Genomic DNA, 13,918 nt, shown 5'->3' on the forward strand with positions numbered 1-13,918 from the left:
CATCTTTGCATTGTAATATTTAAACTTATTAACGATGCTAAAAATTTACCTACTAACAGTATTAACAATGGCTATGCTTATTTCATGCGAGGCCGGTAATGGAGATGAAAACATGGAAAAATCAAACAAACAAAAGGTCATAGAACTACTTAAAAGTATTGAAACCGGAGCTCAGGAACCTGTTGCCTATATTAATGCGAACAAATATATTCAGCACAACCAGGCTGTCGGTGACGGTTTAGCTGGTTTTGGGGCGGCACTTGGTGCATTGGCAGAGCTTGCAGCCAATGATCCGGCCATGGCTCCTAAAGTTAACACAGTTCGTGTATTTGAAGATGGCGACTTTGTTATTGCCCATACCGATTATAACTTTTTCGGCCCTAAAATAGGAATTGACATTTTTCGTTTTGAAAATGGGTTGATTGCAGAACACTGGGACAATCTGCAGGAAAAGGTTGAGGAAACAGCCTCGGGAAGGACACAGATCGACGGACCAACGGAAGTGCTTGATAAGGAAAAGACAGAAGAGAACAAGACCTTGGTGAAAAATCTGTTGAAAGATGTGTTTTTTGGAGCTGATCCTGATAAAATAAGCGATTACATTTCTACTGAAAAGTATCATCAGCATAACCCGGGAGTTAAAGATGGATTGTCAGGATTAGGTGAAGCTTTGACAGCTTTGGCTGAGGCAGGAATGCCAATGGTATACGAGAAAAATCACGCTGTTTTTGGTGAAGGTAACTTTGTCTTAAGTGTTTCGGAAGGCATTTTTATGAAAGAGAAAGTGGCTTTCTATGATATTTTCAGAATTGAAGACGGGAAGATAGTAGAGCACTGGGATACAATTGAAAAGATTATTCCTGATGCTGAAGCGATGAATTCGAACGGGAAGTTTAATTTCTAATTATGGAAGAAAACTGTTTTGTAATAACACTTATTTGGTGCAAAGAATGCAGAAGATAAAGTGTTTAAAGACCACAAAGTATAGAATCATATAATATACTTTGTGGTCTTTGCGTGACACCTGGATTTTAAAGAGTCACATTTTTTTATAATTATATTCTAATAACTAAAACTACTGCCTCCTAAAAACTCCCTTATAATTGATGTAGGAGGTATTTCACTTGGTTGTATTGGTCTGAAATAACTAAAGAAATTCAATAGGCGTCGTGCTTCGGCATATTCGGCCTGGTTAGGTTGCACCTCAAGCAATATAGGCTCAGCCTGCTGTTTTAGAACCGACAACTCATACAACAGGGCTGTGTTAAACATTACATCAGCTTCTTCCTGGTATGGGAAGATGTGTGAATCTTCGCCTCTTCTGACACTTGGCCAACGCGAAATGGTATCCTGCGCTGAATATTTGCGGTATTTATAGTCACGTACAATTCGACGAATCAAGCGATTGTCTGTTGTATGGATCAGGTTCTGGTTATCAATGTTAACCGAGGTCAGAGCAGAAACGTAGATCTTGAATTTTGACTGGTCAGGAATAAGGTGTGTTAACTGCGGGTTTAGACCATGAATGCCTTCCACTATCAGAATATTATCCTCATTCATATGCAGCTTCTCACCGTCGTAGTATCGTTGGCCTGTTTCAAAATTGAATTTGGGTATTTCAACTTCCTTGCCGGCCAGTAGTCCCAGTAACTGATCGTTAAAAAGTTCGACATCCAATGCATTTAATGCTTCAAAGTCATAATCTCCGTTTTCATCGAGTGGCGTATTTTCACGGTTCACAAAATAATTATCAAGTGAAAGGTTAAGCGGTTTCATACCGGCAACCATCAGTTGAATAGCCAGTCGCTTGCCAAAGGTGGTTTTGCCGCTGGATGAGGGGCCACTTATAAGAACCAGTTTAACTGACTTCTTGCGCTCATCGATCATATCGGCAATATGTCCGATTTTCTTCTCATGAAGCGCCTCCGAGATCTTTATTAGTGTTTCGGCTTTGCCATTGGAGCAGGAATCATTTATATCAGCCAGGTTACGTACGTTTAAAACGCGATTCCATTCAGCGAATTCCTGGAAAATATCGAACATCTTATTCTGAACAACAATTTCTTCCAACTCATTGGGATGTGTGCGCTTGGGTATTTGCAGCAACATGCCTTTGTAGTACTTGATAAGATCAAATACTTTTAAATAACCGGTAGATGGAACAAGGTGTCCATAGTATAAACCGATGTGTTTCTCAAGCTGATGATAGGATGTGTACAATTGTCCGCGATGGCGGATAAGGGCCGTTTTATCCGTCTGATTTTGCTGTTCGAAACGTTTCACCACATCTTCCGATTCCTCCTGTCGGTGAATAAAAGGCGTATCAGATTTAATTATCTCCTCCATGCGATCACGTATCTTCATCACATCATCAATGTCCAGCTCTTCGCCTTCCACCGAGCAATAGGTGCCTTTTGACACCGAATGTTCTATCCGAAGTTGTGCCATGGGGTAGATCTCATTAACAGCTTTGTATAAAACCAATGATAAACTGCGAATATACATGCGCATACCGTCAGGTCGGGTAATATCAATGAATTCAATGTTTTTTGGATGATAGATTTCATATGATAATTCACGCAGTTTATTGTTGACATAAGCACCAAGAAGAGGTGTTTTAAGCTTGATGTTCATGTCTTTTGCAATATCCTTTAATGATGTACCAACATTGTAGCAGATGGTTTTTCCATTATTGAGGCATTTTATATGTACGGTCTTCATTGTATGTATTATTTATTGGCTAATAAAAATATAACTTTTAATGAAGATATATTGAATTAAATGTTCAAATCGGCTGAAATGATGTATGGAATAATTGGCTTTCTGCAAGCAGGAGTGCATTTCAGTTTAGAGATTGTGTCAATTGCCAGAGAGAAGTGCCCTGTCAGCATGCGATAAATCCTTATTTTTGCATTGTAGTTTGCAAATATTAAGGAAAGGATAATCATCTCAAGGATGATGCCCGTAAAACAGAATATGAGAATAGGAGTTATAGGAGGTGGAGCAGCTGGTTTCTTTTCAGCTATAGCAGCTAAGGAGAATTATCCTGATGCTGATGTCATAATATTTGAGAGGTCGCGAAGAGTCTTGTCTAAAGTCAAGGTTTCGGGAGGAGGGCGTTGCAATGTCACCAATGGATGTACATCCATACCTGAGTTGTGTGAGGCCTATCCCAGGGGCGGACGCAGTCTGAAGAAGGTGTTCCATGTCTTTAGCACATCAGATACCATGAAGTGGTTTAAGTCACGAGGAGTCCCTTTGGTTATCCAGGATGATAATTGCGTGTTTCCTGTATCGCAGGATTCTCAAAGCATCATTGATTGCTTTTTAAAAGAGTGCCAACGTCTGGGAGTGAAGATAAAGACCCAAGCCGGTGTTAGTTCAATTAAAGAATGTTCCAATGGTTTTGAGTTGAACTTTGTGAATGATACCCACAAGGCGGAGTATTTTAATAAGGTTATTGTTACTACCGGTGGTTCACCCAGGGCTGCCGGTCTGGAATGGTTAAAATCACTTGGGCATAAGATTGAACAGCCTGTACCTTCATTATTTACTTTCAACATGCCCAATGAGAAAGTGACAAAGCTGATGGGGGTAGTGGTTGAAAAAGCCATGGTTGCTATACAAGGCACCAAGCTTAAAGCCGAAGGGCCATTGTTGATTACACATTGGGGGATGAGCGGACCAGCCATTCTTAAGTTATCAGCTTTTGGAGCACGCCTGATCAATGACATGAATTATAATTTTAAGTTTCAGGTCAACTGGTGTAATGAACAACGAAGTGATAATGTGCTTAATACCTTGCAATCCATTGTCAGGCAGTCTCCCAACAAGGTGTTGGCTAATGTTAAGCCTTATGGCCTGTCGGAGCGTCTATGGCTTTTCTTGTTGGAAAAGTGTGACTTGTCAAGCCGTAAAAAGTGGGGTGAACTCGGAAAAAAGGGTTTGAATAAACTCACTAATATTTTGATCAATGATGAATACACAGTTAAGGGTAGTTCGAGGTTTAGGGAGGAATTTGTCACTTGTGGAGGTGTAAGCCTTAAGAGTATACAGATAAGTACCATGGAAAGTAAGGTTTGCAAGAACCTCTATTTTGCCGGAGAGGTGCTTGATATTGACGCCATTACAGGTGGGTATAACCTGCAGGCGGCCTGGTCTACCGCTTATGTGGCAGGGCAATTAAAGTAATACGACAGGCAGGAATCCATATTTGCGCAAAAAAGGAGCTAACATAAACGAAAGCTCCTTTTGACAGATAAAATTAAATCATTATTTCGTCAACCATGAGTGCAGCATCCAGATGGTTTTTTCCTGTTGGCTGATGTAATCGGTCAATAGGGTGATAGTACCTTCATCTTCTGCTTCCTGTGCCAATGGTAACATGGCTTTTTCAAGCTTTACCAGGCTTGCCATATTTTCCAAGGTCAGTTCCATGCACTCCTGACCGTTGCTTACATTTTTAGCCGTTGTTATTTCAGCCGTATCCAGGTAGTCGGCAAAGGCATGCATCGGTGTCCCGCCTAAAGTTAAAATACGTTCGGCAATCTCATCTATTTTCACCACCGCGTCATTATACAGTTCCTCAAACTTGAGGTGTAATTCAAAGAATTTTTCACCTTTAACATTCCAGTGAAAACCTCTTAAATTCTGATAGAATAACTGGTAGTTGGCCAATAGCCCATTTAAGTCGTTAATTAATTGTTCGCTCTCTTGTTTTTTTAGTCCCAGAAGTTCGTTTATTGTCTTCATAATATTCTGTTTTTATTTGTTTTAATTTTCTGATACAAATATATCTACCGTGGCAATATCAATCAAATAGATAATTTTTATATATTGCATCAGTAATATTTATAATAATTGATTAACAGATGCTTGGACTGAATTTACAGCAGCTTGAATACCTGGTTGCGGTCGATAATTATAAGCAATTTACCATTGCTGCAGAAAAATGCTTTGTAACACAGCCCACCCTCAGTATGCAAATAAAAAAAGCTGAGGAGCAATTGGATATTGTGATTTTTGACAGAACTAAACAACCCATTTTAACAACCCCCGTCGGGCAAAAAATCATTGATCAGGCCAGGGTTGTTATCAATGAATACAATCGCCTTGAAGAAATAGTGCGCGAAGAATCGGGACGGATAGAGGGTAACCTGATGGTTGGTATCATTCCTTCACTGGCTCCCTATCTGTTGCCATTGTTTGTGGGACATTTTAAAAAGCATAATCCATTGGTGAATATTTCATTTAAGGAAATGATAACCGAGGAACTGGTCAAAGCCCTGAAGCAGGATTTGCTGGATGCTGCCATATTGGTAACTCCTTTAGAAGAGAATGATATCATTGAACAGCCATTGTTTTATGAAGATGTGCTACTCTATGTTCATCCCGAACATTCATTGAACAAGGTTGAGAATTTAACGGTTGATATGCTTACGCCTGCCGGCTTGTGGCTACTTGATGAGGGGCATTGCTTTCGCTCACAGGTATTAAATGTATGCCAGTTGCAGGCTGACGTGAGTGCAGAATCGCCGCTGCATTTTGAGAGTGGTTCCCTTGATACGATACGTAAAATGGTTGATACAGAGGGCGGATATACCTTATTACCCGGTTTGGCTACTGAAGAGCTGGCCTTTGATCTGCATAAGCAGGTTAAGGAATTTGACTCTCCGGTTCCATTGCGCGAGGTTAGTTTGGTGTATTCACGTGCTTTTTACAAGCGTTTGTTACTGGAGCGTTTATCTGATTCTGTAAAAGTCTCGGTGCCGGAAGATATGTTACTCAAAGAACGAGGTCATGTGGTTGAGTGGAAGTGAGATATAATGTAGTTAAATGCAAATTGCTTTTTACCCGTGTAATTATTTGGTTTGCAATGTACCTGGTATAAGTTGTTGATCAGACTTTGTTGCTTCCATGATCATTTGCATCTGTTCGTTGCTTAGCTGCAGGTTATGATGGATTTCATCAATATCAACATTAGCAGAAGACTTGCCTATGGACTCTAATGCATAATAAAGCGCATTGCAGGCTCGTAAAGCAACAAGGTATTCATTATTGCCATTGGAATGCTTGTTAACTTTCAGCGAGTTTCGTAATGATGCAGGAGCTTTTGATAAGCGTGTTGGCACCAGGTCGGTAGATGCCAGGGCACGAATAATCAGCATGGTGTCTTTTGAAAGAAACTGAAGCTTTACCGCTCTGTTGCGGGCATTTGTTGTTAATGGCTGTTGGTATTCCCTTTGCCGGTTATTGTATTTTTTATCTGTGCTTTTTAAGGAATCGGGTAATGAAAGCTGGCCAGTTTCAAGCCTTATGTTTTTAAAAGTTTTCAAGTCGGATAAGTAGCTGTCGAGCCAATGGATATGTATTGGCTTTTGATATTCATCGGGGCTAAAATGCATAAGGAATGTTGTATCAATAACAGGATATTGTCTTGCTACAGGCTCTTTTATCATCTCAACTGCATCGGTGATGCTGACATAGGCCTGTACTTCATCTTTTTTAGTTCCTCCTAATGAGTAGCCGGCCGATACTAACCGTATCTCCAATTCGCGTTCTTTGGGATGGGGGGGAAAGATCAAATCCTGGGTTTGTGGGTCAAATTTCACACCACTGGGGTATTTATACTCATTGCCCTCCTGGGTCCATTGTTGTGGAGAAGGGCCAAGCAGTTTAACCATATCCTGCAGTTTTTTCTCCGCATTGTCAATGGCTCTGTAGTCACTTGCCGATTCTTGTTCCAACTCTTTTATGCGCTGCTCTTTCTTACTAAGTGAACTTAGCCTGGTGTCAATCAATCGCAGCCGGTATTCAATGGCTTCCCTATTGTCTGGATCGTATTTTTTGAGTGTGTCAATTTCATTTTCAAGCTCCTCAATCTGACCGGCAATTAGGTTTTTACTATCATAAGCTTTCTCCAGCAATGTATTTGATTGAATTTTGAGTAATGGCTTTTCAATATTTTGAAAACGGTGCTGTTCAATGCGTTCAATATGTGAAATACCGTCGCTCAACAGTCTGTCGGGCGATAGGTTTCTAGTGTTTGAAATAGCAAACAGATGATAACTGACTGTATCATCACTTACAATTAGCATAGGCTTAAATGATGAGTCCAGTCCCCAAAGTGAGGTGTGTAAAGCCATAGGTTTGCCAGCGGGGATAGTCATTTTTTTCGATATATGCGGGCGCAGTTTCAGTTCATCTTTTCTTGTGCGTGTTTGATAGGTGAATAAACCAATACCTTTTCCATACCAGCGTCTGGTGCTGTCCTGGGGGTTGAGCTCCCATTCGTACAATAAGCCTGCTGTTCCGCTGCCTTCGCCAGCGGCCAGGAATGTTGTGTTTGTCAGGTTTTGACCATCAGATAATATGCTAAAATAATACTGACTTCTTTTATAGCTATAATCAGTTATCGTTTTACTCCATGTGTTAAGGAGCTGCTTTTGATGTTCAACATCAACTTTTAGTTGATTGAGTTGCTCTATTTTTTTAAATATTGGTAAAGATGGATGCATAACACTGGTGTATAGCTCCATTCTTTTTTTACTGTTCAGCCTGGCAGGAATATGTGGTTTTAAAGCCGATTGCAGTTGCGTAAATAAAGAATCATTGCATGGTTCTTTTTTATAGATGCATCGTTTTAATTGTTCGTTCAATTCCCAAAGTGTCAGTTTGATGGCTGCCTCAGCTATAAGTCCCCGGGATGAGTTTTTAATATTTACGTAATCAATTTCAAGGCTTTGAGGATTGTAGCTCTGGTAATAGGCGATAGCATCGTAATCTATAGAAACTTCTCCATAATGATCTTTTGTAAATGGCTGCTTGTCGAAAGACATGTAAGAGCCCCAGTTGTTCTTTAAAACAGGTGTTTTTTGTACAATGCGATACAACCATATTTCTTGTTGCAATGTGAGTTTTTGAGCCTGGGCTGTTAATGTACAACTTATCAACAAAGTTATGGTAAGGAAAATTTGGGGCATATAATATTATTTCCATTGCTATACGGGAAGTAATAAAAATAGTTTTCAAATTAATCAGACACTTCTTAATCAAGATTAAAGTGATGAAGAAGTACCCAGGTACAGATCACACTGATCGACTTTAACTTGTTTTGAACATGTGAATCATGGAACTGAGATATTGAGTTATAAAAACGGTGATTAGTAATGATCAAGACTAGCAAACTAAAACTTATCTTTGCAGCATGCAACAGTTACAGAAGATAAGTAAGGCAGCACTTCATAACCTGAAGATAAAGGCCATTAATCCCATGCAGGAAGATACCTTTGGCGCCATTAAGAGCAAACAGGATGTTATGCTGTTATCGCCAACCGGTTCTGGTAAGACCCTGGCTTTTTTATTGCCACTTTTGGAAAGCTTAGACCGTAATAATACTAAGGTTCAGGTTTTGATACTTGCTCCGGCTCGTGAACTGGCTTTACAAATAGAACAGGTATTTAAGCAGATGCGGACAGGGTTTAAAGTTAACTGTTGTTATGGCGGGCATTCGATAAAGACTGAGATTAACAACTTACAGCATCCTCCTGCTGTTTTGATTGGAACACCGGGACGTATTGCCGATCATATACGACGTGGCTCATTTAATCCTTCTTCCATTCGTTTTGTGGTCTTAGATGAGTTTGATAAAGCACTGGAGCTGGGCTTTCAAAAAGAAATGAAAGAAATAATAAATGAGCTGAAAGGTGTGAAGCAACGTGTTTTAACATCGGCTACAGCCATGGATGAAATACCTGCTTTTACGCAATTGAATAATCCTGAAGAGCTCAATTTTATTGACGAGGCAGACAATACTCCTAAACTGGAATTGAAAGCGGTGCGTGCAGAAGGAAAGGATAAGCTTGATGTATTTGTTCGTTTGATCTGTCATTTGGGTAATGCACCTATGCTGGCCTTTGTAAACCACCGCGACGCCGCTGACAGAATAAGTAATCATTTGAAACAACAAGGAGTGGAGCACGATGTGTTTCATGGAGGTATGAAACAGGAGGAACGTGAACGGGCGCTCTTAAAATTCAGAAACGGGAGTCATCATTTATTGATTACCACTGACCTGGCCTCCCGGGGTTTGGATATTCCGGAGATTCAATACGTCATTCATTACCATTTACCATCCAAAGAAGAGGCGTTTGTGCATCGTAACGGGCGCACTGCACGTATGCATGCTGACGGTACTGCCTACCTGGTGATGGCAGAGGAGGAAGCGATGCCTGAATTTGTGCCTGGTGATATTGTATTTGATGAGTTGGAAAGTGAGATGCCATTGCCTGAACTGCCTGAATGGCAGACACTCTACATTGGAAGTGGCAAAAAGGATAAGGTTAATAAAGTAGATATAGTTGGTTTATTCTTAAAAAAAGCAAAACTGCAGAAAGATGAACTGGGGCTGATCGATGTATTGGATCATAGTGCTTTTGTTGCCGTTCGTCGTTCAAAGATTAAGAAAGTGTTGCAGATGCTCAGGAATGAGAAGATCAAAGGGAAAAAGCTAAAAATGGAAATATCGAAATAGGGGAGTATCTGGTTTGGGCCTTTAATACAAACCTTAAATACCACAAACTTCATGTTTATTAGGAAGATTGTTTTACTTTCGAAACAACTTAAACAAATCTAACATGAATAATACCCCGATTAAGCCAACACAATCCAAAAACCGGATTGTATTTTTAGACGTGTTACGTGGGTTTGCACTGATTGGTATTTTATATGCCAACATATTAAGCTGGAGCGGACTCAAGTTTTTACCCTTTGATGATATCAGGGCCATGGGCAATATCGAAATTGATGCCATGCTCTATCGCTTACTCAAGTTTTTTGTCGATACCAAGTTTTACACCATTTTCTCCCTTCTTTTTGGTATAGGATTCTACATCCAATTCTCGCGCAATGGCCAAAAGGATGGATTCAATCAAACATATCTACGCCGATTAGCCATACTGTTTGTTATAGGTGTTATTCACGCCTTATGCTGGTCAGGAGATATCCTTACCTTATATGCCCTGATGGGAGTGTTTTTATGGAGTATGAGAAATGCAGAGAAAAAGAATATTTTCCGTATGGCAATCGTGCTCTTTACCATCCCTGTTCTGCTGGATGTTGTATATATGTACACCTTTGCACAGGACATTGTCAAGCCTGCAGGCACTGCCTTAAAGGTATATCCTGATATGGAACCGCTGGCGGTTGTTGAAGGCTTTAGAAGCTCCCATTATATTGATGTATTTAAAACAAACTTTCATAATCTGATATGGCGTTGGTACGACTTTATACCATCAGGTCGTCCGTTCAAAGTTTTGGGTTTGTTTATGCTTGGCTTCTACCTGCAAAGTACTGGTTTTATGACTGAAAGAAGCAGCAAAGCAAAAAATCTGATTCCATTGCTGATACTGGGTTTCGGTTTTACCGCCATCGCAGCTACCATGAAAGGAAGTGTCTCTTCTTTTTCACAAGACTGGAATAATGTATTATATAAGCTAATCCATGAAGTTGGACAGATCACCCTTGGCTTATCCTACATTGGCTTGCTTGCTCTGCTTGTTAAAAAACTACCTCAGTTCTTCTTGTTCAAGATCATGAAAAACTACGGCCAACAATCCATGTCGTCCTACCTGGGACATACCTTTATTGGCGTTTTTATCTTTTATCCGCTTATTGGTTTTGGTTTGTTTGGTGAACTTAACCTGCAGCAAACCTTCCGTGTAGCCGGTCTGGTATTGATTTTCCAATTTGTTTTTTCAACAGTCTGGTTCCGTTACTTTAGCTTCGGACCAGTGGAATGGCTATGGCGATGCGCCACTTATGGAAAATGGTTTCCAATCAGAAAATCATAACATAATAGTGTACTCTAATTAATAAACAAGGCCATTCATGTATAGCATTTAAATCTTAGCGATCATGAACGGCCTTGTTTATTTTATTTCTGCTCCTTCAAACACCTTTATGCCAATCACATTATTTTGGGCCTGATTGTGCATGGCCAATGCCACATCATGAGCTTGAATAGCTCTGTATTTCCTCAGGCGACCATTCAATAAGGGATTAAGAACAGACATCACTTTCTCCGAGACTTTTTCAGCCAATCGAAATTCATTGCGTTGCCCCAATAACAGAGATGGTCGGAACAGGTGCACTGTTGGAATTGTCAAGCTGCTTATGGCCTCTTCCATCTGACCTTTTGTGCGCAGATAGAAGTTAGATGTGTTTACTTTGGCACCTACCGAACTAACAACCGACAATAGTTGGCACTCATGTTTATCAGCCCACCTTGCCAGTTCAAGTACATAGGTGTAATCTACTTTTGAAAAAGCATCCTGGCTACCCGCTTTCTTTATGGTGGTGCCAAGACAACAAAATACGTCATGAACTTTACTTTCCAGGAACAGATTGTGCAAATCATCAAAGTCAATAAGCTGTTCATCTAATTTAGGATGAGGTGTTATTGACGGTTTCCTGACCAGCGCAATTACTTTTTGGTATTCATTGCTTTCAAGAAGGTATTGTACAAGGCTGCTGCCAATTAAGCCGGTTGCGCCTGCTATAAGTGCTGTTTTCATCTTAATTCGCTAATTAACAAAGGATAAGCACCAGCTTCACCAGTGCTTATCACTTGAGTTGGCCCATTCAGTTCAGGCATGGCTTGTTAGATAGTAGGTTAATAATCCCAATCCAATCCGTAATGATCACTTATGTCAAGTGGCGGCATAGGACCGTCAAAGGGTTTAAGGTCTTTTACATACCAATCCATCCAGTTAATCTGACGATAAAGTACATCAATTCGTCCTACCTGCTTTCTGTTGCCATGTCCTTCTCCCGGATACTGAACAAGGCGAACTGCCGGATGCTCATTCATTTTCATGCGTCGATACAGTTCCATGCTTTGCGAAGGGTGGATGCGCGGATCTGCAGCTCCTCCGTAGATGAGTGTTGCCGTTTTACTTTTATGCGCATGATACACGGGGCTGCGTTTCAGGTTCATCTCCCATTGTTCTTCTAATGGTTTACCACTGTGAACATACAGCTCTTCATAGGCAATATCGGTTGTTCCTTTCTTACTGATAATATTGGTAATACCCACAAATACTGCAGCGGCCTTAATGTAGTCGGTATAATAAGTGGCAAACCATGCTGAAGCATAACCTCCATATGAACCACCAGCCATGCCCACACGGTTTTTATCGGCACCATAGTTTTTAACCAGGTAATCGATACCATCGGCCAGGTCATCAAACTCTTTGCCTGCCGGATCTTCGAAACCTTCCATGGCAAAGTCCACACCGTAACCTGTACTGGCGCGATAGTTAAAGTAAGCCACCATATAGCCTTTGCCCGCCATCACCTGGCCCGGAGTAGAATAGCCGGTCAGCCATCCGTTGGAGTGGTGTGATTCCGGACCGCCGTGCACATATACGATCAGTGGGTATTTTTCCCCGGTTTTATATCCGACCGGTTTCATTAATAAGCCCTCGATGTTTAAACCATCGCGCGCCTCGAAGTTGATTACTTCCTGTTTACCCAAGGTGTTTTTAGACAATTCAGGATTAATATCAGTGACCTTTGTCAGCTCTCCTTTTCCTTGCCATTTGTATATATTTGACATGTCTGTAGGAGTGCTTGCACTGAAAGCCAGTGATTTAAAGCCATTGGAAATGACAGGAGTGCTAAAAATAATCCCACCTGTTTTAGCATCTAAAATCAGCTTACGCTTCTTGTTTTTAACAGCAATCGTATATAGTTTTGGATAGACGCCTTCGTGTGCCAGGTAAACTATTTCTTTGTTGTTTTTCCAGCCGCACCAACTGATATGTCCTTTGTAGTTTTGTGGTGTCAGATTAATGGTTTCGCCATTTTCGATGGTGACATTATAAACCTGACTAACAGCATGGTCGTTGATGTTCAGTGCGCCGGTGTATGTCAGGTACAAACCGTCAGGGCTAAAGTTGTAATTACCCAGTTTTCCAACATTGTTTAAGACACGTTTTACCTGTCCGGTTTCAAGATTGTAAACATGGATTTTGCGGAACATGTATTTTTGGTCGATCAGCTTTAAACCGGTGGCAGAATAGGCCAGCTGCTTTCCCTTATTGTCAAAGTTAAAATCCCATACATTAACGTCATTGGTAAGCTGTTTTTTAGCTGTTTGCTTATAGCTGTCATCTATTTTGATCAGGAAAAGGTTATCATTTTTGATATTCTCTTCATAATAGATAAAATCATAGCCTCTCTTTTTTAAGGCCTTTTCTTTTTCTGACGCCGGAGTTGTTGACAGGTATGCAAAACCTTTACCATCCGGGTTCCATTGAAAACTGTTAACGCCATTACTTTCACTGGTAACTTTGACAGCTTCCTTTTCCCCCTCCGGTAAAACAAAAATCTGGTATGCACCATCTGTTCTCATTCGAAAAGCCAGGTGTTTACCATCATGGCTCCATTGGGGCGATACACCTTTAACGCCACTATTAAAAAGCGGTGAGCTTTGATTGCTTTCTAAATCCAGCAGCATGTATTTGACATGTGAACCTCCGGGTGCCTCATTGGCAGTTCGGGGAGTGTAAACTACGTAAATCAGTTTAGAACCATCGGGGTGCATCTGCACTGTTCTGCTTGATTTAAGCTGTAGCAGTTCGTCAGGACCAAGTACATCCTGAGCAATTGTTTGTGTGCTTACTATCAGAAGCATAGCCAGGAATAACCCGGCAATAGAATATGAACGCATAATTGTATGAATTGAATGTGAAATAAAGATAGAAAGATATAGCCTGATTGGGTATGATATTAGTTAGTATCGTCGTAATTTTCTTTTGCTACAATCAAGAAGTGTAATTATAATGCGTAGATTAGTAGGTTGTTACAGAGTAATCAGATGCCTGGGTTTCCGAAAGTGTTTTGATGTCGACCAGGG

General features: G+C 40.6%; 10 protein-coding genes. 5 read left to right on the forward strand and 5 right to left on the reverse strand.

Annotated elements, in window-relative coordinates:
- Positions 1–34 precede the first annotated feature (34 nt).
- On the forward strand, positions 35–904 hold the full coding sequence (locus ACRD69_RS03080; RefSeq protein WP_430813597.1) for a nuclear transport factor 2 family protein: 870 nt from the start codon (positions 35–37) through the stop codon (positions 902–904).
- Between the two features lie 158 nt (positions 905–1,062).
- Here ACRD69_RS03080 and ACRD69_RS03085 read toward each other — a convergent pair whose 3' ends face one another.
- Complete coding sequence (locus ACRD69_RS03085; protein ID WP_430813598.1) at positions 1,063–2,721, reverse strand: uridine kinase family protein; 1,659 nt, start codon at positions 2,719–2,721, stop codon at positions 1,063–1,065.
- Positions 2,722–2,976: 255 nt separating this feature from the next.
- Between ACRD69_RS03085 and ACRD69_RS03090 the strand changes: the two genes are divergently transcribed.
- The gene (locus tag ACRD69_RS03090) at positions 2,977–4,191 is read left to right on the forward strand and encodes a BaiN/RdsA family NAD(P)/FAD-dependent oxidoreductase (RefSeq protein ID WP_430813599.1); all 1,215 of its coding nucleotides are present in this window, start codon (positions 2,977–2,979) and stop codon (positions 4,189–4,191) included.
- Positions 4,192–4,272: 81 nt separating this feature from the next.
- On the opposite strand, the gene ACRD69_RS03095 is transcribed toward ACRD69_RS03090, so the two are convergent.
- On the reverse strand, positions 4,273–4,752 hold the full coding sequence (locus tag ACRD69_RS03095; protein WP_430813600.1) for a Dps family protein: 480 nt from the start codon (positions 4,750–4,752) through the stop codon (positions 4,273–4,275).
- A gap of 119 nt (positions 4,753–4,871) precedes the next feature.
- On the opposite strand from ACRD69_RS03095, the gene ACRD69_RS03100 reads away from it, so the two are divergent.
- Entirely contained in the window at positions 4,872–5,819 is a 948-nt protein-coding gene (locus ACRD69_RS03100; RefSeq protein WP_430813601.1) for a hydrogen peroxide-inducible genes activator, read from the forward strand.
- 42 nt (positions 5,820–5,861) lie between these two features.
- Here ACRD69_RS03100 and ACRD69_RS03105 read toward each other — a convergent pair whose 3' ends face one another.
- Positions 5,862–7,982 carry a hypothetical protein gene (locus ACRD69_RS03105; protein WP_430813602.1) on the reverse strand — a complete coding sequence of 707 codons (2,121 nt, stop codon included), beginning with the start codon at positions 7,980–7,982 and terminating at the stop codon, positions 5,862–5,864.
- A 224-nt stretch (positions 7,983–8,206) separates the two neighbouring features.
- On the opposite strand from ACRD69_RS03105, the gene ACRD69_RS03110 reads away from it, so the two are divergent.
- Positions 8,207–9,532: a DEAD/DEAH box helicase gene (locus ACRD69_RS03110; RefSeq protein ID WP_430813603.1), complete on the forward strand. Its 1,326-nt coding sequence runs from the start codon at positions 8,207–8,209 to the stop codon at positions 9,530–9,532.
- A 103-nt stretch (positions 9,533–9,635) separates the two neighbouring features.
- On the forward strand, positions 9,636–10,850 hold the full coding sequence (locus ACRD69_RS03115; RefSeq protein ID WP_430813604.1) for a DUF418 domain-containing protein: 1,215 nt from the start codon (positions 9,636–9,638) through the stop codon (positions 10,848–10,850).
- Positions 10,851–10,928: 78 nt separating this feature from the next.
- Here ACRD69_RS03115 and ACRD69_RS03120 read toward each other — a convergent pair whose 3' ends face one another.
- Positions 10,929–11,573 carry an NAD-dependent epimerase/dehydratase family protein gene (locus ACRD69_RS03120; RefSeq protein WP_430813605.1) on the reverse strand — a complete coding sequence of 215 codons (645 nt, stop codon included), beginning with the start codon at positions 11,571–11,573 and terminating at the stop codon, positions 10,929–10,931.
- Positions 11,574–11,671: 98 nt separating this feature from the next.
- Positions 11,672–13,732, reverse strand: coding sequence for an alpha/beta hydrolase family protein (locus ACRD69_RS03125; protein WP_430813606.1), 2,061 nt, complete (start codon positions 13,730–13,732; stop codon positions 11,672–11,674).
- Between the last annotated feature and the right edge of the window lie 186 nt (positions 13,733–13,918).

Source organism: Carboxylicivirga agarovorans (assembly GCF_050589845.1).
Taxonomy (GTDB): domain Bacteria; phylum Bacteroidota; class Bacteroidia; order Bacteroidales; family Marinilabiliaceae; genus Carboxylicivirga; species Carboxylicivirga agarovorans.

Coding starts and splice junctions, on each gene's coding strand:
- ACRD69_RS03105 (WP_430813602.1), bottom strand. CDS start 7,982: ATGCCCCAAATTTTCCTTACCATAACTTTGTTGATAAGTTGTACATTA.
- ACRD69_RS03080 (WP_430813597.1), top strand. CDS start 35: ATGCTAAAAATTTACCTACTAACAGTATTAACAATGGCTATGCTTATT.
- ACRD69_RS03125 (WP_430813606.1), bottom strand. CDS start 13,732: ATGCGTTCATATTCTATTGCCGGGTTATTCCTGGCTATGCTTCTGATA.
- ACRD69_RS03110 (WP_430813603.1), top strand. CDS start 8,207: ATGCAACAGTTACAGAAGATAAGTAAGGCAGCACTTCATAACCTGAAG.
- ACRD69_RS03100 (WP_430813601.1), top strand. CDS start 4,872: ATGCTTGGACTGAATTTACAGCAGCTTGAATACCTGGTTGCGGTCGAT.
- ACRD69_RS03115 (WP_430813604.1), top strand. CDS start 9,636: ATGAATAATACCCCGATTAAGCCAACACAATCCAAAAACCGGATTGTA.
- ACRD69_RS03090 (WP_430813599.1), top strand. CDS start 2,977: ATGAGAATAGGAGTTATAGGAGGTGGAGCAGCTGGTTTCTTTTCAGCT.
- ACRD69_RS03095 (WP_430813600.1), bottom strand. CDS start 4,752: ATGAAGACAATAAACGAACTTCTGGGACTAAAAAAACAAGAGAGCGAA.
- ACRD69_RS03085 (WP_430813598.1), bottom strand. CDS start 2,721: ATGAAGACCGTACATATAAAATGCCTCAATAATGGAAAAACCATCTGC.
- ACRD69_RS03120 (WP_430813605.1), bottom strand. CDS start 11,573: ATGAAAACAGCACTTATAGCAGGCGCAACCGGCTTAATTGGCAGCAGC.